This window comes from Pseudomonas sp. SBT1-2 (assembly GCF_028640875.1).
Lineage (GTDB): Bacteria > Pseudomonadota > Gammaproteobacteria > Pseudomonadales > Pseudomonadaceae > Aquipseudomonas > Aquipseudomonas chlororaphis_I.
On the sequence record NZ_JAQZAA010000067.1, the window covers coordinates 1 to 21742 of the forward strand.

Genomic DNA, 21742 nt, shown 5'->3' on the forward strand with positions numbered 1-21742 from the left:
CCCTGTAGCCGCTGCCGAGCCCCGCGAGGCTGCGATAGACCCGCAGGGTCTCCAGCGCCCACAAGATCCCCACGAGCGTGCCGCTCGATCGCAGCCTGCGGCAGCGGCTACACAAACATCGGGCCCGGCCGGAATCCTGCGGCAGCGGCTACAGGTCACGCGGTAAGCGCCTAGCGAATCGGCAAGGCAATCGGCCGAATCGGTGCGGCATCGGCGCCGCGGAACTTCAACGACGCACCGATAAAGGCGAATTGGTACACCCGGTCCCGCGACAGGCCTTCGAGGTTGACCAGCTCCAGGATCGGCGCACCCTGCATCGCCAGCAGGTAGGTGTGCAACGGCAGGTAGTTGCCTTCCACCTCCGACGGGAAGGTCTCGAAACTCAGGTTATCGGCGCCCACCACCATGGCGCCGCCCTCTTCCACCAGGAACTTCGCCGCGTCCAGGCTCATGCCCGGCGGGTTGGCCATATAGGCCTGGGCCTTTTCATAGTCACGCATGCGCCCGGTGCGGATCAGCACCACGTCGCCCTTTTCCAGGCTGACCTGTTGCGCCTTCAGCGCCTGTTGCAGGTCGGCGCGGGTCACCCGGTAATTGTCCGCCAGCATGTCCACGCCCTTGGCCGCGGCGACATCGATCAGCACCCCACGGGCGACGATCGGCGGCAGTTTTTCCGCACCGGTAACGTTCCAGCCACGGTCGCCCAGGTGCTGGTCGGCGCGAAAGCCGTTCCAGATCTTGCCGTCCAGGCCGAAGTGGTTGAGCGCATCGATATGGGTGCCCATATGGGCGTACATCGACACCGCCGAGCCGGTATAGCTGACATGCCGGTTCATCGGCTCGCCGACCTGCATCGGGTCGGCGATCACGTTGCCGTGCGGGGTGTGGGTCATCCACATCTGGTAAGGCGGATCGCCCGCCGCCTGCCAGCTGGGCATGCCGACGTAATATTCGACCGCCAGGTCGTAGGCCTGGCTGCCGCTGACCCGGGCCATGATCGCCGCCCGCGACTGCTCGGTGATCAGGTTCAGGCGACCGATCTCATCCTTCGGCCCCCAGGGGCTGACGCCGACCTCGGCCTGGGGCGCGGCGCTGCACTGTGCACTGAACAGGGCGCTGAACAATGACAAGGCGGCCAGGCCGGGGATGACACGCAACAAACGGGAAACAGTCATGACGACACTCCTGTGAAATGAAGTGTCCATGGTATGGATTAACAATTGGGCGATAATCAGCCGTTTCGTTAAGACATATTCAACCCAGGAGAAACAATATGGATGTGCTGGCAGCCATGCGCACCTTTCGCCGAGTGGTGGAGCGCGCCAGCTTCAGCCTGGCGGCCAACGACCTGGGGCAATCCACCGCCGCCGTCAGCAAGCAGGTGCGCCAGCTGGAAGAACACCTGGGCAGCCTGTTGCTGCTGCGCACCACCCGCCGCATGAGCCTGTCGGACGCCGGCCAGGCCTACTTCAGCGAGTGCTGCCACCTGCTCGACGAACTGGCAGCCCTGGAATGCGCGACCCGCGCCGGCACCCGCGAGCCCGGCGGCCGCCTGCGGGTCAACGCACCGCTGTCGTTCGGCCTCAAGGTGCTGTCGCCGATCCTCGCCGACTTCATGCGGCGCTATCCGCAATTTCGCATCGACCTGACCCTCGACGACCGCCTGCTGGATGTGGTGAGCGAAGGTTTCGACGTGTCGCTGCGGATTCGCCGGCAGTTGACCGACTCGTCACTGATCGCCCGGCGCCTGGGGGAAATCGAGCAGGTGATCTGCGCCGCCCCGGCCTACCTGCAGGCCAATGGCAGCCCGCAGACCGTCGATGAACTACGCGACCACAGCTGCCTGGCCTATCGCCTGGCCGAGCACCCCGGCCACTGGCAGCTGGAAGGCCCGCAAGGCAGCAGTCGCCTGGAACTGCCGGTGCGTTTTGCCGTGGACAACAGCCTGATGCTCAGCGACATGCTCCAGGCCGGGCTGGGCATTGGCGCCCTGCCCTCGTTCATCGCCCAGCCGCTACTCGACAGCGGCCAGTTGCAGCGAGTCCTGCCCAGTCATTCCATGCCGCGCCGGACCATCTATGCGGTGTATGCCAGCAACCGCCATGTGTCGCAGAAGATCCGCTTCTTCGTCGACTTCCTGGCCCAGGCCCTCGGCCCGCTCCAGGAGGCCGATCAGGCCGCGCCCGAGCCGGCGGACTGAACCTGGGCCGCCAGCCAATCGATCAGCCAGGACGCCGCCGGCCCCGGTGGCGTGTCGAGGCGGTAGATGGCGTCGAAGCCGTAAGGCAGGCCCTGGTTCCCCGGCAGATTGAGTTGCACCAGGCGCTCGCTGGCCAGGTCTTCCTCGACCATTGGCGCCGGCATGTTGCCCCAGCCGATGCCTTCGCGCAGCAGCATGTGCTTGGAGCCCAGGTCCGCCAGGCGCCAGCTGCGGGTGCCGACCACGCCGAAGTCCTGGTTGCGCGTCAGCTCGGAACGGTCCGACAGCACCAACTGCACATGCTCGCGGCCGGCCCCCGGCAGGTTGACCGATGCTTGCGCCAACGGATGCTCCGGGGCGGCCACCGGAATCAGCTGGACAAACCCCACCTGCACCCGTTCAAGACCGGGAATATCGCGGTGCACCATGCCGCAAACGCCCACCGCGGCGCGCCCCGCCAGCACCATCTCGGCCACCGCGCCCAGGGCCTCCATATGCAGGTGCAACTGCACCGTGGGGAACTCGCGGCGGAAGTTTTTCAGCGCATCGACGATGCGCGCCGCCGGGAACATCACGTCGATCACCAGGTGAATCTCTGCTTCCAGCCCCTGCAACAGCCCCTTGACCTTGGCCCGCAGGCCGTCGATGCCGTTGTAGATGCTCCGCGCCTCGGCCAGCACCGTGCGCCCGGCCTCGGTGAGCTGGGGTTTGCGGGTGGTCTTGCGGTCGAACAGCGTGACCCCCAGCTGCAACTCCAGGTTGGCCATGGAATAGCTGATCACCGAGGTCGCGCGATGCAGCTTGCGCGCCGCGCCGGCAAAGCTGCCGACTTCGACGATGGTCAGGAAGATGCGCAATTGATCGAGGGTGGGCGTGCCGGGGTTGCTGGACATGGTGCTGTTCTCGTAAAGGCTGCGTTCTAAAAAATCGAACCTGATACTCGAAATTATTCGGCTATTGCGTTCATAAAGCCAGTGGCAAACTTCTCTCCATCGCGGCACACCAAGGTGGTGAGGCCGAACCCACTGAGAGAATCCAGCATGTCCACACTGACCAACAGCCTGTCCGCCACCTCGAACACTAACGCCAGCATCAGCCTGATCGGGCGCGTCCTGCTCAGCGCCATCTTCATCCTGTCCGGCTTCTCGAAAATCGCCGCGCCGGCCGCCATGGTCGGTTACATCCAATCGGTCGGCCTGCCCTTCCCGCAACTGGCCCTGGGCATCGCCATCGCCGTGGAGCTGGGTGGCGGCCTGTTGCTGATCGCCGGCTACCGCACCCGCCTGGTGGCCCTGGGCCTGGCTGTGTTCAGCGTGGCCACCGCCCTGGCCTTCCACAACAACCTGGGCGACCAGAACCAGTTCATCCACTTCTTCAAGAACATCGCCATGGCCGGCGGCCTGCTGCAAGTGGTGGCCTTCGGCGCCGGTCGCTTCAGCCTGGATGCCCGCCGCCAGGGTTGATCGGCCTGCCCCACGACCACGCGGCGCCCAAGGGTGCCGCGTGGTCGTTTTGGTTGCTGTCCACCTGTAGGAGCGAGCTTGCTCGCGATAAAAATCCCGCATACACCGCCGTGTCTTTCAGCCTGGCGGCTGATCGCGAGCAAGCTCGCTCCTACAGGGGATCAAGGTGTTTCAAGGGGCGGTCGGCACATCCAGCCCGACCTTGACCCGGCTCATGGCTACCAGGGTCTTGAAGCGCTTGACGTTGTTGTTCTCGAAGAACAGCTCGCGGGTCAGTTCGTTGTACTGGGCCATGTTGCGCACGGTGAAGATCAGCACGAAATCGCACTCCCCCGCCACGTAGTAGCACTGCTGCACCTGCGGGCAGGCCTGGAAGCTGCGCTTGAGCGCATCGAGCTGATCGATACGTTCGCTCTCCACCTCCACCTCGACAATGATGCTCAGCTCATAACCCAGGGCCTCGGGGGCGATGACCGCGCTGTAGCGCTCGATCACCCCTTCATCGCTCAGGCGCTTGAGACGCCGGTTGACCGCCGCGGTGGACAGGTTCACCCGCAACCCCAGCTCGCTTTGCGGGGTGCGCGCATCGCGTTGCAGTTCGGCGAGCAGTTTCAGGTCGTAGGCATCCAGGCTGACGGTCATGCGGGCAATCCATGGGCGGGCTATCGGTGGTGGGCAATCGGTGGCGGACAATCATGAAATGAAATTGTGCAAAGGCTGGCGATTATGCGAAACAAATTCGCCAGCCACGCAATATTATTTCCAGGGCTGCGAGCCGGGGCCAGGCCAGTGGCACGCTGGACTCGACGATGGCGGGCCCGGCCTGGCGCTTCCTGCAACCTTCGAACGATTGCCTGGTCACACTCCCCGACGCGCTCGCCGCCGGCGCCATGCGCCAGCTGGCCAGCGGCAGCGCCCGGGGCATTCCCCTGCCGGCCGGCGAATCCGGCGCCGCGGGCCTCGCGGGAGCGGGCCTGATGTGCAAGGATGGCGCGCGGCGCAAAGTCGCGCACCTCGACGCCCGTTCGCGCGTCCTGCTTATCCACACCGAAGGCGCCACGTCGCCGGCGGTGTATCAACAACTGGTCGGTGAAACGGCAGACTCGGTCCTCCAGCGACAGCAGCAATGGCGCCAAGCGTCCATTGGCTGACAGGCGCCGGGGGTGACCGCCAAGGATTTTTATGACAGCCCTCAACACCCACACCTCGCAGCAACAGATCAGCCCCGGCCGCCTGGAACAGATGGCCACCCGCATCGCGTTTTTCATCGCCGGTGTCGGCATCGCCGCCTGGGCGCCGCTGGTGCCCTACGCCAAGGCCCGGGCCGGGCTCGATGAAGGCACATTGGGCCTGTTGCTGCTGTGCCTGGGGGTCGGCTCGATCCTGGCGATGCCGATCGCCGGGGTCTTGGCCGGGCGCTTCGGTTGCCGGCGGGTGATGGCCGCCGGCAGCCTGCTGATCTGCCTGGCCCTGCCGCTGCTGGCCACGGTGAGCACGGTGCCGCTGCTGATCGCCGGGCTGTTCATGTTCGGCGCCGGGCTGGGCACGGTGGATTCCACGGTGAACCTGCAGGCGGTGATCGTCGAACGGGCCAGCGGCCGGCCGATGATGTCGGGCTTCCATGGTCTGTTCAGCCTCGGCGGCATCGTCGGCGCGGCCGGGGTCAGCGCCATGCTCGGCCTGGGCCTGTCGCCGCTGGGTGCGACCCTGGTGGTGGTGGCCTTGCTGGTCGTCGCCCTGCTCAAGGCGGCACCACACATGTTGCCGTACGGCAGCCAGAGTTCGGGCCCGGCCTTTGCCGTGCCCCACGGTGTGGTGCTGTTCATTGGCTGCCTGTGCTTCGTGGTGTTCCTCGCCGAAGGCGCGGTGCTGGACTGGAGCGCGGTGTTCCTCAGCGCCGAGCGCCAGGTGGATGCCGCCTATGCCGGCCTGGGTTACGCGGCCTTCGCCCTGACCATGACCGTCGGCCGCCTGACTGGCGATGCCATCGTGCACAAGCTGGGGGCCAGGCGGGTGATCGTCATGGGCGGTTCGGTGGCCGCCGCGGGCCTGCTGCTGGCGACCCTGGCACCGGCCTGGGAAGCGGCGCTGGTGGGCTATGCGCTGGTGGGGGTCGGCTGCTCGAACATCGTGCCGGTGCTGTACACCGCGGTGGGCAAACAGACCGTGATGCCCGAAGCCATCGCCGTGCCGGCCATCACCACCCTGGGTTACGCCGGCATCCTCGCCGGCCCGGCGCTGATCGGCTTTATCGCCCACGGCAGCAGCCTGAGCATCGCCTTCGGACTGATCGCGGTGATGCTGATTGGTGTGGCGGCCAGCGGGAAAGTGTTGAAGGTTTGAACCCTTTCGCGGGCAAGCCTCGCTCCTACAGACACACGTCCCTTGCAGGAGCGAGGCTTGCCCGCGATAAGCACGACCGGCCAACGCGCGGGCCCATGCACCCTGCTGTGTTTTCAAGATCGCCGGAAGGCCCTGCGGGCCTTTTCGCAGCCTGCGGCAGCGGCTACAGGGATTTGCGCCAGGCATAAAAAATCGCGGGCAAACTCGCTACTGCAGGAGCGGCCGATCGACGCTCGATTGCCCGCGATACGCCCGTCCAGCCAACGCTGCACGCCCAGGCACCCTGTTGTGTTTTCAAGATCGCTGGAAGGCCCTGCGGGCCTTTTCGCAGCCTGCGGCAGCGGCTACAGGGATTTGCGCCGGGCATAAAAAATCGCGGGCAAACCTCGCTTCTGTAGGAGCGAGGCTGACCTGTCCAGGTATTCAACGCAGGATTTTCCTTTGACATCCCATTGGCAATATTCTGCAGACTAGGGAGATGACAGCGAGAGAAGCAAATAGCCCCGGCAGTGCCGGGGCTATTTACTCTTGAACTGCCGTCTTTGAAGACGCTGTTCCTTTTGCACCAACTAACCCAGCAAAATATCCTGCGTATCTACAGCTTCCCAATTAATACCTCTATCTGCTTGATCATCCACAGCAAGAGCCGACCCCTCCACTAAGCCCCAAACACTTACTCATCGATTAAAGCAAACCCAAAAAACAAGCAATATATTTTTTCATCTTCCATTTCACTTAATTCGTACCTCGCCCTATCAAACCCCGAGTTAGTTTTCGAAATTTTCAAATGCATAAACTGCGTTAACCCCCCACCAAACTCTTTAACACTCAATGAGCTAACATCGTAAAAGCAAACCTTAATTTTTTTTGAATCGTAGCTTTCCGACTCAGCCAGAGTTAACAGAAGATTATATTTTACAATACCATCTTCAGACTCAATACACATAGACTCCACACAGTTATGCCCTATAAGCAGCTCGTTAAGCTCATCTTTACCAATCATCTATTCACCCTCGTCCCTCTACCCTTTTCACCAAAACCTGGCCCATATTCATATATATGCGTATGAGGATCAGAATGATACTCATTAGGTTTCGATGGATCTCCGTACCCATGGTTCGAATAGTCTGTTCTTTTAGACATACGACCATACTCATCATATTCAATAATAGAGTTTTCCAGTTTTCCTGTCTTAGGGTTGTACTTCTCTTGAGTGACTGCTTTCGTCCCTGGCGTGGTTTGTCTTGGAACATTTTTATGCCATGCCTCATCCGGAAGCACAGGCCCTTCTTTTCGTCGAGCCCAATAAGCATATGCCTTGTTGACCTGAGCAGACCCAATTACTGGCTCAGCCCCGGCAGGCCGTGGCCCACGCATACCAGCTATGCCACCCGCCATACCTGCAATCGCACCTAATACTGGTTCCCACTGCCCGACCACATCACCAAGTTTGACCATGCTTTTGAGGGCGCGATCAGTCAGCAAGAACTTATAGTTTTCACAGGCTTGGGTCGAACAGCTCAGTTTATCAAGAACTGTCAGACCTGCTGCGATCTGCCCCATCTGGTCTTTGGCATAGACAGCACCACCTGTCTGTAGCGCCTGCTCAAAAAGCTCGTCACTCAGCTCTCCGAAACCTCGGTCTTTCCAAGCTTTTATTTGGCAACTTTCATCGCCTTTACAACTGTTCATGCTCTCAACGAAATCACGTGAATCGCTGTGGTTCAGATTGTTATATTGCGTTGCGTTCGCTGTTACTGCAGCTGCGACGGATGCATCGCCTCCCGTAACAGCCGCCGTCAACACGCCGATCAGTTGAGATGCCGCCAGCATCTTACTGACCCCTTGCTGGTACTCGAGACTGTTTTTGTCGACTCCGACCGGCAACAATTTGTCAGCCAGAAAATCCACTACGGCTTCGTTCGCGCCTGCGGCCAGGGCTCCAGTACGGAAGTCCCCGCCCATCGCTTCGGCCATCAGTCCACCGAGCGCGGCGTGCATGGCCACTTTCGTCAACTTACCGTTGTCAAAGAGCGTGACATCTCCAATCTTGTTGGCCCCTATCGCCCCACCGATGCTGATCCCCGTCCCCACCGCAGATTCGAGCAGGTTGTCCTTCAAACTGCCGCCCATGATTGCCGTCTTGGCCACCGAGTCAGCAGCTACCTTGATGGCCACGCTTTGGGCGCTGGCCAGGTCAAGTTTCAACTCGGTGGGGTTAAAGCCAAACTGGGAGGCAATGCCCGCCGTCACACCTGCCAACACATACCCTTTGAGGCTGTCCGACGAGACCGCATCCTTGAAAGTAGCGCCTAGGTTGCCTTTGTTATTGATTGCGCTGGCCGCCGTCTGCGCAACGGCGGCCGAGAAGCTGGCGCTCGCTGCAGCCGAGGCGGCAGCTGCCACAGAAGCAGCGGTCGTAGCTGATGCACCAGCCGCGGCAGCCGCGCCGGAGGCCGTGGCACCTGCGGAAGCTCCGACGGTGGCAGCTGTAGCAGTCCCCGCCGTCAGCACCGTAACAATGATGATCACCGCCAGCATTGCCCCGGCGCCCATACCAGAGTTGCTGTACTTGAACGACTCGTGGGTTTCCTTCACCAGGCGCCAATCCACATCACCACGTTTTTCTGCGTCTTTAAGCCATGCCAGCTGTGGATCTGCCTGCACCATCGCATCGATGGTCTGGCTCACCGTCTTCTGGTCAATGTGTTTGATATCGATCTTGAGGCCATCGACTGCCTTGATCGCCAATTGTCCCTGGGCCACTAGCTCGCTCTGTCGCAGGGTTTCATCGGTGTTGCCTTTCCCCTTGGCACTGTTCCACGACAGGCTGTTGCTGCTCTTCGTATGACTCTCCTGATGCAGGTCCTTCACCCCTTCGAAGGTGATCTCCCCACCGCTGGCCAGCGTCAGGTCGCTGCCACTCTCCAGCTTCGCCGCCTGGTACTTCTGGTCTCCGCCGCTGACCAGCGTCAGATCGCCTCCAGTCGAGATCTCGCTGCCGACGTGGGTGATCTTGGTGACTTCGTCACGCTTGGTCTGCTTGCTGCCCCAACTGCCTTTTTTCTTCTTGTCGTACAGCGAGTAGTCGCTGTCTTGCGCCGCCAGCAGTTCGAGGTTGTCGCCGGCTACCAGGTAGGCTTCATCGCCGGCGGTGATACGGCTGGAGATCAGCGCCATGTCCTTGCCGGCGCTGAGGTCCACGTCGCCACCGGCGCTGAGGGTCGTGGCGACCTGGCTGACATGGTCTTCCTGGCGGGTGACTTTCTTGGTTTTTTCGTAGGAGTGCTGCTCGTCCGCCGCCGAGGACAGCGTCAGGTTCTCGGTGGCCGCCATGGCGATATTGCGTTTGGCTTCGATCTCGCTGGCGATGGCGTTGATATCGCGACCGGCCTTCACCGTCAGGTCACGACCGGCGCTGACCTCGGAGCCGATCTGGGTGATAGCGCTGCTGTAGTGGTTTTTGCCCAGCGCCAGGCTGCTGTTGAGCTCGGTGGAGACGATATTGGCGTCGCGCCCCGCACTCAGGCTCATGTCCCGGCCGCTTTGCAGAACGCTGCCGGGATTGGTGATGTCACGACCGGCGGAAATGACCATGTCGTTGGCGGCTTCGATACGCGCGGCGCTGTTTGCGTAATCCTTGTGCGAATAACCCCGTACCACGCTGTCCACCGAGGTGACACTGCGCTCGTTGAGCACATCACCGCTGATCGCGTTCATCGTCACGTCACGACCGGCGATGATGCCACCCGCCTTGTTGGTGATGTTGTTGCCCGCCAACAGGTCCAGGCGATTGCCGGCCTGGATCAACCCGCTGTTGACCAGGTCCTTGCCTGCCGTGGCCGACAAGTTGTTGGTGGCCCGCAAGGTACCGACGTTGTCGAGGTTCTGGCCGGCGATCAGGGTCACGTCATTACCGGCAATCAGCGCACCGGTCGGGCCGAGTCGATCGTTGGCCTGGGCCATGTACAGCACCGGCACCAGCACTTTCTCGCCGTTCACTTCGTGCTCTTCGAGCCAGACGATATCGTGGGTCAGCGCCGCGACCTGTTGCGACGTGAGGGTCACGCCTACCGACAGGTTGAGTTGATCCTTGCTGGCGATGGCATTGTTCATCAGGTACTTGAACTGAGCCTCGTTGGAGTTCTGCCCAGCGAGAAATGCCTGGCCGGTACGCGCAGTGATGGCTTGTTGCACCAGACGCTGTTCGTAAAAGCCATCACCCAGGCGCTTGGCGCTGATGTCCGGGTCGTAACCGAGGCCGGCCAGCAGGTAATCCGAACTCATGAACTGCTTGAGGTCGGTGAGTACCGGGTTGGTTTCGATCAGGTACTTCTGCGGATTAGGCTTGAACGAGCTGTCCGGCACGCCTTGGACACGGGCCACGGCCTGGCTGGCCACTGGAGTGGCGACTGCTGGATTGGCCACCGCAGGGACACCGCCGGTCGATACGTTCCCGACACCAGGCGAGGTCACGCTGGTCAACGGATCACGCGGGTTGAGCGGCAGTGTTGGCACGCTCAGGTCCGGCCCTGTGGCGACCGCGCTATGGCTGGCCCCCTCGACATGCACGGCTCCCACCTGGGTGATAGCGCCAGCATTGCCTTCATGACCTGACAACGCCAGGGTGCCGCTATTGTCGGCAGGGGCGCTGACATCGATCGCGCTGGCGCTCAGGTTGCTGTCGGTGGCTTGACGGGTGACCCGGGTCAGTTGCCGATCGCTGGAAGCCACCTGGGCGACATCATCGATCTGGAAGCTACGCGCCTGGATATCCGGCAGGTTCTGTTGACGCTGGGCACTGCTGACCGAGGCGCTGCCCAGGGTCCAGCTTTGCGGCCCGGTATTGGCCTGGGTCGCCTGTTGAGCCGACCCGCCTTGGCCACTCAAGCGGAACAGGCCGTTCTGCCCTGTCGGCAAGGTGAAGCCGGGCAAGCTCAGCGGGTTGACCTGTTGCTGGGCCAGATCGGGAGGTAGCTGGCTGTTGAGCCTGACAACGGTGGTGCCGGTGCCGTTTACCCGGGTATCCGCGACCTTGTTGGTGCCACCGCTGGCGCTGTAGTCCTGGTGGATGACACTGTTCTGCAGATCCTGGGTGGCGGTGATCGAAACATTGCCACCGGCCTGGATCACCGCATTGCGGCTGCCACTGGTACTGACGGCACCACTACTGTCTTTGGCGATTTCAACGTCGCTGAGCTTGGTGAACTGAGAGAACTGGCTCGGCAGTTCAAGCAGGTTGTTCGGGTCGTACTGGGATAACGTCGTGTTCTCAAAGCCGTATTTCAGGCCAGGAAATACAATGTTATAGGCGCTGCGTGTATCGACGGTTGCCCCCGTATCGGCGTCTTTGAGAGACACCACCTTGTACGATTGACCGTCTCGCCCCGGCTCTCTGTAATAACCCGATTTGGGTATGGCCTTGTGGATGTTGTCGTCCAGATCCAGGTAATACACATAAGGGAAATCAGGGTTGTTGCGCTGGTTGTAAGGCGTCAGGACATCGGAGAACAGCTGCCCGGTAGCGCCCGAGCCCATGTCGTAGACCTTGTACAGGCGCGTGCGCTCGATGGTCCCGTTCTGCGCGCCGATGTTCTGCAGGCTGCCGGCCGTGATGTTGATATTGCCGCCCGCGCTCACCGTGCTCTTGCTATTGAGAAAGCTACCGCCCTGGAAAGTGAAATCCCTGCCCGCTGTCAGTAGCGCCGAGGCACTGGTGTCAGTGTCGACACTTTCGTAGACCTCACGGGCCGCCAGCGTGAAGGTGTAAACCTTCCCTTTGCAGTCATTGCACATATTGGCGATAAACCCCGACACCAGCTTGCGGCTGCCCGACGCTACCGCGCCATCGGTACGGTTCTGCAACACATCGGCGTTAAGCGCGAATGCCCCACCGCTCTCCATGGAACCGGAAACGTTGTAGACCCCCGCGGCCCGGGCGGCACCGCCGTAACCACCGATAGATACGTTACCGAGCCCGTACAGGTCGCCGTTCTGATTGGTGAAATTGCCGACCCCCAACGTCATGTCCGCGCCGCTGAAAATCAGGCCGCGATCGTTGAGCAGCGATGGGGTTTTCAGATCGAGGTTCTGTGCAGCCCCCAGGGTCCCGGAGTTAACAAGGCTGCCGGCCTCGACAGTCAGACCAGCATTGGAGGTCAGCCGCCCGGCGTTGCTCAGTTGTCCGCCGATTCGGATCGTCGAGTCCCCACCACCGGCCACACTACCCGCACTGCCCAGATTCATCGAAGCCGCCGTCAGCCCCTGGCTGCCCAAGCTGCTGTAGCGCCCATTACCGCTATAACTGCCGCCCAGCGTCAGGCTGGCCGTGCCGTCGCTGGCAATCAGGCCATCGTTGGTCCAGTTACCGCCGTTGCCCACCAGGCTGGTGGAGGCCAGCAATTGCCCGCTGCCGGTCTGGATCAGGTTGTTGACGTTGACGGTCAGGCGCCCGGCCTGGATCACGCTGCTGTTGGTCCAGCTGTCGGCAGCGAGCGTCAGCCCGCCACGGGTGACGAGGCTGCCACCGGCATTGGTGACGTTGGCCGTGGAGATATCGAAGGTGCCGTTGCCCACATGCAACAAGCTGCCGCCCTGGTTCTGGAAGCTCGCGGCATTCAGGGTCAGGTCACTGTTAGCGCTTTCCAGTTTGCCATTGCGGTTGTCGAACAAGCCGCCGATCTGGAAGTCGGTCTTGCCACCGGCCCCCAGGGCCCGAAGCTGGCCGGTCTGGTTATCGAGACTGGCGGCACGCACGCTGAGGGTGCTGTCGCTCTCGATGATGCCCATACGGTTGTTCAGGTGACCATTGAGGCTGAGGTCGATCCGGTTACCGGCGATCTGGCCGTCGTTGTCACCGCTGTTGTCGAAATTATTGCCGCTGACTTTGACCAGGCCTTTGGCATACAGGCCGCCGTTGCGGTTGTCGAAGTTGGCGGTGGTGATCAGTGCATCGCCGTTCTGGGCGGAAATACGTCCGCCGTAGTTATCGATACCGCCCAATACGCTGAGGTTCAGGCGCTGGGCCTGAGCGATGCCGCCCTGGCGGTTATTGTTCAGGTCGTAACCGTTTTTCAACACGCCGACGATACGGGCTTCCAGCGCGCCCTTGAGGCTGGCGAGGGTACCGCCGCGGTTATCGAGGTTGGTGGCGCTGACCTTGAGGTCACCGTTCTGGGCCAGGAGCCGACCGCTCTGGTTGTCGATATCCCCCGTCACGGCCAGGTCCATCGCGCCCTGGCTTTGCAGGGTGCCCTTGGCATTGCCCAGGCTTGCGGCGCTCAGTTGCAAGGTGCCGTTCTGGCTGTATATCAGGCCGTCGCCATTGTTTTGCACGGCGCCCGATACCTGGGTGAGCAGATTGCCGTTGGCCGCCACGGTGCCGCGATTGCGGTTGTCGAGGCCGCCAGTGAGCACGCTCATCAGCCCCTGGCTGACCAGTTGGCCGCCCTGGTTGTTGATCTGGCTGCTGCGGCTGATCACCAGCGGCCCGCCACTGGCGAGCTTGCCGTTGGTGTTACTCAGGCTGCCGAGCAGGTCGAGATTCACCGCGCCGTTGCTGACCAGGCTGCCGCCGGAGTTATCCAGGGTCGTGCCGGTAAAACCCAGGGCCTGTTGTGCGCTGATCGTCCCGGCGTTGTTCAAGGTCATGGCTTGCATCGTCAGGGCGGCGCCGCTGTCGATCGATCCACCCTGGGTGTTGTTCAGCAGGCTGCCAACGGTCAGTTGCTGGCCGGCGCCGCTGGACAGGATGCCGGCGCTGTTATCCAGGCTGGCCGCATTGACGTTCAGCGCCTTCTGGCTGACCAGCGCGCCGGCGCTGCTGTTGAGCAACGCACCGCTGATGTTTGCATTCAGGTCGCCACTGCGGCTGGACAGCGTGCCGTTGTTGCGGTTGTCGAGGCTGCCCCCACTCACTGTCAGCCCTTGCCAGCCAGAGATCAGGCCGCCTTGGTTGAGCAAGGTCTCGCCGGTCAGCCCCAGTTGATTGTTGCTGATCAGCTTGCCGCCAGTATTGTTCAGCAGGCGACCAACCAGGTTAGTGCTCTGGCTGCTGGAAATCTCCCCATTCTGATTGTTCAGGTCACGCAGGCGACTGATGCTCAGCGGACCTTTGGCGATCAACAGGCCATTGCGATTGTCGAGGTCCGTGTTGGCCAGGTCGAGGCGCACGCCACTGTCGCCCAGCAGGCGCCCGCCGTTCTGGGTCAGTGCCCCCAGGTTCAGCGTGATATCGCCTTTAGCCGAGACTTCACCGCCACTGCTGGAGTTCAGGCTGCTGGCGGTCAGGGCCAGACTGCCCTGGCTGTTGATCAGACCGTTGGCGCTGTTGTTCAGCGCCATCGCATTCAGGGTCACGGCACCGCCACCGAGCAGGGTACCGCCCTGGTTATTCAGGTCAGCACTGCTGAGCGTGAGGTTCTGTGTCGCGTTGATCAGGCCTTTATTCTGGTTGTTCAGCAGCCCCGCGACAGTCAGCGTCAAATCGCTACGGCTGCTAACGCTACCCTCAGCGTTATCCAGGCTGTCAGCCCGCACATCGAGGGCAGCCGCGGCGATCTGGCCCTTGAGGTTGGTCAGGGCCTGGTTGACTCGCAGGGTCAGGGCCTGGTTGCTGAGAAGTTTGCCGTTGCTGTTGTCGAGGCTGTCAGCGGTGAGGCTGAAAGCCTGGGCACTGGAGATTTCGCCGCCCTGGTTGTCAATGCCCTTGAGGTTACGCAGCACCAGCGACGGGGCATTGATCAGGCCCGTCTGGTTGTTCAACTGACCTTGGTTCAGGTCCAGGGTGAGGCTCGTGTTGCTGAACAGTTTGCCGCCCATCTGGTCGAGGCCGGTGACGCTGGCTGTCAGTGCCTTGCTGCTACCGATGACGCCACCGCTGCGGTTGGTGACCTGGCCGGCCGCCAGGGTCAGGCTGTCGCCACTGTTCAGGCGACCGTTCTGGCTGTTGTCAAAAGCACTGGTGGTCACCCCCATCGAGCCTTTGCTGCTGATCACGCCTTGTTGACGGTTGTCGAGACTGGCGCTGCTCAGCTCGATGCTGCTGTCACTGACCAGTTGCCCGCCCTGGTTGCCTAGCGCTGCGCTGGCCTTGACCTTCAACACGCCGGCACTCGACAGGCTGCCAGCGGTGTTGCTCAGGTTGGCGCTGGTGACGTCGAGCTTGCCTTCACTGCTGATCAATCCCTGATTGTTGGTCAGGTCGCCGCCCAGGCCCAAGCGCACATCCTGCCCGCTGCGCAATTGACCCGCCGTGTTGTCCAGGGTCTGGCCATCCAGGGTCAGGCCGCTCTTGCCATTGATCAGGCCCTGATTGCGGTTCAACACTTGATCCAGGGTCATGGTCAAGCCCATGGCCGCAATGATCTGGCCACTGTCGCTGTTGTCCAGGCGCTTGCCGGTCAGGCCAATGTCGGCGCTGCTGGAAAGCTCGCCACCCCGGTTGTCGATACTGCCCACCTCGAGTTTCAGCGCTTTTGTAGCGCCGACCAGGCCGCTCTGGCGGTTGTCGAGTACGGCGCCGGTCAGGCCCAGGGCGCCGCTGGCGATGAATTGCCCGTTCTGGTTGTCGAGGGTGTTGATGGTGGCCGTAACGTCGGCCTTGCCAGCGACCGAACCGTCGCGGTTGTCGAGACTGTTGACGGCCAGCAGCACGGCCCCGTCGCCGATCAGGGTGCCGCTCTGATTGGTGAAGGCTTGAGTCACGCCCAGGTCGACCTCGCCACGGCTGCTGATCAGGCCATGGCTGTTGTCCAGGCTGGCGCTTCGGCTGTTGAGGGACGTCGCGGAAATCAGCCCGTTCTGGTTGTTCAAGGCCTGAGCGATACGCAAGGTCAGGCCCTGCTTGCTCAGCAGTTTGCCAGCGCTGTTGTCGAGGTTTTGCGCGGCGAGCATGAAGGCTTGGGCGCTGGAGATTTCGCCGTTCTGGTTGGCGACGTCCTTGAGGTTGCTGAGCACCAGTACGGGACCATTGATCAGACCCTTGCGGTTGTCGAGCCGACCGTGGTTCAGGTCCAGGTTCAGTTGGGTTTTGCTGAAGAGTTCGCCACCTTGTTGGTCCAGGCCGGTGATGTTGGCCGTCAGGGCTTTTTCACTGGCAATGCGGCCGCTGGCGCCGTTGTCGACCTGGGTTGCATTGAGGTCCAGCGTATCGTCGCTGGTGAGGTGGCCACCCTGGCTGTTGTTCAAGAGGCCGGTGGTGACATGGGTCGCACCCTTGCCGTTGATCACACCGCTCTGACTGTTATCGAGACTGGAACTGGCCAGGGTCAACCCCTGGTCGGTGACGATTGAGCCACCCTGATTGAGCAACGCACCCAGGCTGGTGACCGACAGGGCACCGGCACTGCCGAGCTTGCCTTGGGTGTTATCCAGAGTGGCGACATTGAGGGTCAATCCCGCTTCGCTGCTGAGCACCCCGGCGTTATTGAGCAGAGCCCCATCGAGACGAATATCCAGCCCCTTGAGGCCGGAAAAACTGCCACTGCTGTTATCGAGCCGGGTACCCGTCAGGCCTGCGCTGCCCTTGGCGCACAGTCGGCCCTTGCTCTGGTTGATCAACTGCGCCACCGTCAGCTGCAGGTCGGTTGCGGACAGCAGCTTGCCGCCATCGCTGTTGTCCAGGCGCAGACCGGTGTAGCTCAGGCTGTTTTCGGTACTGGAGATTTCCCCGGCGCGGTTGTCGACCTGATCGACATTGAGGGTCAGTGCGTTGGTGCTGCCCACCAGGCCGCCGTTACGGTTATCAAGCGTCTTGCCTGTCAGCAACAAACTGCCTTTCGCGACCAACGAACCGCCCTGCTGGTTCAGGGTATCGAGAGTAGCGGTGAGGTCAGCCTGGCTGGCAATCCGACCTTTGGTATTGGTGACTTCCTGGGCCTTGAGCGTTACCGGGCCGACTGCACTGAGCAGGCCACCACTGTTGTCCAGCCGCGAGCCTTCATAGTCAATGGCAGCCTTGCCGCTCAACACGCCCTTATCGCGGTTATCCAGCTGTCCGACCAGTAATTTCAGGTCTTTATCGGCCTGGATCAGCCCTCCCCGGTTATCCGCCAGGTCGCTGCGCAGGGTCAGCCGATCCTTGCCAGACAGGCTACCGCCACGGTTATCCAGACTACCGGTGGTCAACTCGATGCCACCGGCGGCTCTGACTTTTCCCAGTTCACGGTTATCGAAAGCGCCAACGACCGTGCCCGTCAGGGAACCATCGACCGCCAGCAACACGCCCTCAGCGCGGTTGTCGAGACTGCCAGCATTCAGCGTCAGTGCCTTGCCGGAACCGAGCATCCCGCCCTGGTTATTCAGTGCTCCGCTCAGATCAATGCTCAGCCCGAGATCCCCTGTCAGCTGGCCTTCGGTATTGTTCAGACTGGCCGCTTTAAGGCTCGACAGGCCGGCGCTGGACAAGGTGCCGTTGAGGTTGGCAAGCGCCTCCTCGACGCTCAGGCTCAGGTCCGAATCACTGCCCATCGTGCCTTCGGTGTTGTCGATGCTGGCGGCATGAACCTTGAGCCCATTGGCCGACACCAGCCCCCTGAGGTTGTTCAGGGTGCGCTCGACACGCAAGACCAGCGCCTGCTCGCTGCCAATCGTGCCATCGGTGTTGTCGAGCGTTTGCGCGGCCAGCGTGAAGCCCTGGTCGCTGGAAATCTCACCGTCCTGGTTGCTGACCCCTTTGAGATTTTTCAGCAGTAACAGGCCAGTGGCATTGATCAGACCGTCCTGGTTATTGAGCTGACCGTTATTCAGGTCGAGGCTCAGACCGGTGCTGCTAAACAGTTTGCCACCTTGTTGATCAAGGCCGCTGACACTTGCCGTCAGGGCCTTGGCACTGGAGATACTGCCTGCGGCGCCGTTGTTCAGTTGGCCGCTGACCAGGTCCAGGGTGTCGCCGCTGGTCAGGCTGCCCCCCAGGTTGCTCAGGGTGCCCAGGCTGGTGAGCTGCAAGCCCTTGACGCTGGAGAGCTGGCCAGCGTCGTTGTTCAGGCTGCCGGCCTTGAGCAGAATGGCGCCATCACCCTTGAGCGTGCCTCGGGCGTTGAGCAACTGCCCGCTCAGATCAAGCTCCAGCTTGCCTTTGGCGTAGAGATTGCCACCTTGGCCGTTGTTCAGCTGCGCAGCCTTGACCTGTACACCCGCCTGCCCGGACAACTGGCCGTTGAGTTGATTGTCGAGTTGGCCGAGGGTCAGATCGATGTCGCCATTGGCGAGCAGTTTGCCGTCATGGCTGTTATTCAGCGTCGTCCCCGTCAGCTTCAAGTAACCCTGGCTGGAGACGTTGCCGCCCTGGTTGTCGAGGTTGTCGATCCCCAGGCTCACCCCCTGGGCAGCGCTCAGCGAACCACCCTGACGGTTATCCACTCGGTTGGCATTGAGCGCCAGGGCGCCGCCGGCGCTGACACTGCCGCCGCGGTTATCCAGGACACCCAGCGTATTCAGGTTGGCGTCGGCCTTGCTGACGATCCGTCCCTTGAGCTGGTTGTCGAGACTGGCGCTGTCGAGGGTCAGCAAAGCATTCGCTGACAACAGACCGGCCTGGTTCAGCAACTGCCCGGCAATCTTCGCCGTCAGGCCGGCACTGCTCAGCAGCGTCCCCTGGGTGTTGTCGAGGCTGGCGCCTTGCACGTTCAGCAACTGGCTGGAAGTCATCGAGCCGGTGGCATTGTTGATCGCGCCCTGACTGTTCAGCGTCAGGCTCCCATCGCCGATCACCTGCCCCTGGCGGTTGTCCAGGTCCGCCACTTGAAGGCTGATGTCACGAGCGGCCAGTTTGCCGCCCTGGTTGTTCAGGCTGGCGCTGCTGATCAGCGCATTGCCGGTGCTCTGGATCCTGCCCGCTTGATGATTGTCCAGTGCCCCCTGGGTTGTCAGGCCCAAGGCGCCCTGACTGATGATCGAGCCTTGTTGGCTGTTGTTCAGGGAGGCGGCTACCAGTTGCAGGTCCTGTTGAGCGCTCAAGCGACCGCCCTGGTTGTTGAAGACACCGCTGGCATTGATATTCAGAGCGCTACCGGCCGCGATCAGACCGGCCACGTTATCCAGGGAGGCAACATTCAAGGTCACCCCGGCGAGGCTGGAAATCTCAGCGCCCGCGTTACCCAGCCCGGCCAGGTTGGCGACCAGTTCACCATTGCTGCTCACCAGCCCGCCCTGGCTATTGAGCAACTGGTTGGCATTGAGATTCAGGCTACCGCTGCTCAGCACTCGGCCCTTGTTCTGGTTATCCAGGGTGCCCGCGCGGATGTTCGCGCTTTGTTTCGCACTCAGGGTGCCGCCCTGATTGTTCAGGGCTTGCGCCGTGGTCACCGTCAGATTGCGGCTGGCGACCAGGCTGTTGCCATTGTTATTGAGGGTCTGCGCATTGACGGTGAGATCACCGCCGGCATTGCGACTGTTATCGGCATTGACCCCGGCCTCGATGATGCCGCTGTTGCTCAGTTGCCCACCGGCGCTGAGGCTGATGCTGTCGCGGGCCGCCAGGTTTTTCTGGTTGTTCAGGTCGCCGCGGCTTTGCATATCCAGCGTGCTACCGGCGTAGACCGGACCTTGGGCATCGAGGCTGGCAGCCTTGACCTTGACCGCGGCCCCCGCCGCGGCCTGGACCATGCTCAGGTGACCGTTGGCGTCGATCTGGATATCACCGCCGCTGGCAGCGAGGTTACCGGCGAGCCTTACCCCCACGCCCGCTTCAGTCCCCACCAGCTTGATCGCCCCGGCATACATCCCGCCCAGGGCCGAAGAGTCGATCGCCAGTTCCGGCTTGATGCTGCCGTCGTCGGCGCGGGCGGTGGCGTTCAGGGTGCGGGCGTCGACGTCGTTGCGCCCGGTGACGATGGTCAGGTTTTTCGCCTGGATCTCGGCGTTGATCTTGGCACTGCGGGTGATGATTTCGAAGCGGTCGACGTTGCTGGCGTTGAGCGTCGCGCCCTCGATGGTCACCTGCCCCTGGTCGACCTGATAACGGCTGAGCTGGCCGTTTTCGATCACCGGCTTGCCGGTGGTCAGGGTGGCTTTCGGGGTGTTGATGAAGCCGCAGCCGTTGCAGCTGATGCCATAGGGGTTGGCGACGATCACATGGGCCGACTGCCCCGCCACTTCGGTGTAACCGCGCAGTTGGCTGGGGCTGCCACCGTTGACTTCGTTGAGGATGGTTTGCGCGGCGACGCCCTTGAGGTTCGGGTTGCCGACGATGATCCCGCCCAGCTGGGTGCTTTGCGTGCGGTCGGTGGCGTTGTTGAGGATCAGACCCTGCTGGCCGACGTTGTAGTCGTGGAACTGGTTATGCGACAGGCCGCTGCCATTGGGCGTGGCGATATTGACGATGGGCACGCCGTTGCCCGCCTGCCCCAGGCTGGTGCCCGGCGCGCTGACCACGATGCCTTCCGCCTGGGCCCACAGCGGTTGCCAGAACATGGCGTTGGCCAGGATGAACGCCAGGCCGCGCTTGGGCATGCCCCAGAAGTGCTCGCGGGTTTTCAGGGCAGCAGAAGGCTGGCGGGCCAGGAAAGCGAATTGGCGAACATCCATGTCGAAGGTCTCGAAAAAACGCGAATCAGAGGAGGAAATCCAGGCGGAAGTAGATCGGCGCTTCGCGCTCGCTCAGGACATCCGGGCGTTCAAGGGAATGGGCGAAGGTCACGCTGGTCGCCAGGTGCTGGCCGCGGGCGAACAGCTCCAGAGAGTTGCTCGACAGACGCCCGTGCTGCTCGCCGTTGTAGCGGTCGCCACGGATCACACCCTGGTCGTAGCCCAGGCTGCTGCCGTACTCGGCGAACACCGGGCGCAGCCAGCCGAGGGTCACCGGACGGCTCCAGCGCAGGTCGTTGCGCCAGTAACCGCCGCTGTCGCCGGACAGCGACTGATCCTTGTACCCGCGAATCGACGACTGCCCGCCCAGGCTGGTGCGCTGCGGGCTGAACAGCACGTCTTCGCTGCGCTGGCCGGTCATCAGGCTGCTGAAGCTGAACGACTCGCCCCACAGCTTGAACGGCTGCAGGTAACTGAGGGTGGCGGTGTATTTGCGGTAGCGCGCATTCGGCTCGCCCGGCCCTGGGTGGCCATTGTCCTGGGCGTCGAAGGCACCGATGCCGTGCTGCATGCCCAGGTCGAGGTTGACGAAGGCACCGCCGATGCGCCGGCCGTGGTTGATGCCGAACTGGGCTTCGCTGAGGCGATTGCTGCTCAGGGCCAGCTTGCTGTCTTCGATGAAGTTGTTGGTGCGCAGGTAGGCCAGCCCGGCATTCAGCGAGGTCTTGCTCACTGCATCACGCAGGATCACCCGCTCGGCGCGCAGCTGGTGGTTCTGGCTGTCGCCGGTCTGCTTGAAGCTGAAACCATTGGCCTGGGCCTGGGAGCGGTACTCGCTCTGGCTGTAGGTGTAACTGAAGTTCCACCAGCCCCAGGGCAGGTTGTAAGAGAGCATGGCGTTGTTGGAGGTGTGCTGGTGGTCGCTCATGGCATCGTGGCCACCGCGCAACATCAACTGGTCGGCCAGCCCCAGCGGGCTGTCCCAGTCGAAGGTGGTGCCCCACTGCTGCTCGCCGGTGCTGCGCTGGCCGTCGTTGCTGCGCGACAGCCCGGCCCGCCAGGGCTTTTGCGCGGTGTTCTTGACCAGCACTTGGCTGCCACCGACCTCCTTGCCGGGGGCCAGCTCCATTTGCGCCTGGTTCGACGGCAGGCGGTTGAGCTGGTCCACCAGTTGTTCGATTTCCCGCAGGTTGACCAGCGCGCCGACCTG

10 protein-coding genes are annotated in these 21742 nt (G+C 62.3%); 4 read left to right on the plus strand and 6 right to left on the minus strand.

The window, feature by feature from the left end:
- Window positions 1–170: 170 nt before the first annotated feature.
- Window positions 171–1175, minus strand: a complete 1005-nt coding sequence (locus PVZ78_RS11150) for a cyclase family protein (protein ID WP_041989937.1) — start codon at window positions 1173–1175, stop codon at window positions 171–173.
- Between the two features lie 98 nt (window positions 1176–1273).
- On the opposite strand from PVZ78_RS11150, the gene PVZ78_RS11155 reads away from it, so the two are divergent.
- Window positions 1274–2200, plus strand: coding sequence for a LysR family transcriptional regulator (locus PVZ78_RS11155; RefSeq protein ID WP_009049887.1), 927 nt, complete (start codon window positions 1274–1276; stop codon window positions 2198–2200).
- On the opposite strand, the gene PVZ78_RS11160 is transcribed toward PVZ78_RS11155, so the two are convergent.
- Window positions 2173–3093: a LysR family transcriptional regulator gene (locus tag PVZ78_RS11160; protein ID WP_273828682.1), complete on the minus strand. Its 921-nt coding sequence runs from the start codon at window positions 3091–3093 to the stop codon at window positions 2173–2175. The genes PVZ78_RS11155 and PVZ78_RS11160 overlap by 28 nt on opposite strands.
- A gap of 147 nt (window positions 3094–3240) precedes the next feature.
- Here PVZ78_RS11160 and PVZ78_RS11165 point away from each other — a divergent pair, with 147 nt between their 5' ends.
- Window positions 3241–3663 carry a DoxX family protein gene (locus PVZ78_RS11165; protein ID WP_009049889.1) on the plus strand — a complete coding sequence of 141 codons (423 nt, stop codon included), beginning with the start codon at window positions 3241–3243 and terminating at the stop codon, window positions 3661–3663.
- A 171-nt stretch (window positions 3664–3834) separates the two neighbouring features.
- Here the strand turns inward: PVZ78_RS11165 and PVZ78_RS11170 are convergent, their stop codons facing one another.
- The gene (locus PVZ78_RS11170) at window positions 3835–4305 is read right to left on the minus strand and encodes an Lrp/AsnC family transcriptional regulator (protein ID WP_124340483.1); all 471 of its coding nucleotides are present in this window, start codon (window positions 4303–4305) and stop codon (window positions 3835–3837) included.
- A gap of 167 nt (window positions 4306–4472) precedes the next feature.
- Here PVZ78_RS11170 and PVZ78_RS11175 point away from each other — a divergent pair, with 167 nt between their 5' ends.
- Complete coding sequence (locus PVZ78_RS11175; protein WP_273828683.1) at window positions 4473–4814, plus strand: hypothetical protein; 342 nt, start codon at window positions 4473–4475, stop codon at window positions 4812–4814.
- A gap of 31 nt (window positions 4815–4845) precedes the next feature.
- Window positions 4846–6006 (plus strand): MFS transporter, encoded by a 1161-nt coding sequence (locus PVZ78_RS11180; RefSeq protein WP_273828684.1) that lies wholly within the window; start codon window positions 4846–4848, stop codon window positions 6004–6006.
- Window positions 6007–6679: 673 nt separating this feature from the next.
- Here PVZ78_RS11180 and PVZ78_RS11185 read toward each other — a convergent pair.
- The 3 genes from PVZ78_RS11185 to PVZ78_RS11195 form a co-directional block, all read right to left on the minus strand.
- Window positions 6680–7009 carry a hypothetical protein gene (locus tag PVZ78_RS11185; protein ID WP_016701976.1) on the minus strand — a complete coding sequence of 110 codons (330 nt, stop codon included), beginning with the start codon at window positions 7007–7009 and terminating at the stop codon, window positions 6680–6682.
- A complete protein-coding gene (locus tag PVZ78_RS11190) occupies window positions 7006–20532 on the minus strand; it encodes a two-partner secretion domain-containing protein (RefSeq protein WP_273828685.1) in 13527 nt (4508 codons plus the stop codon). Before PVZ78_RS11190 ends, PVZ78_RS11185 begins: the two co-directional genes overlap by 4 nt.
- Before the next feature lie 25 nt (window positions 20533–20557).
- Window positions 20558–21742 (minus strand): ShlB/FhaC/HecB family hemolysin secretion/activation protein (locus PVZ78_RS11195; RefSeq protein ID WP_273828686.1); only part of this gene is annotated, 1185 nt, incomplete at its 5' end.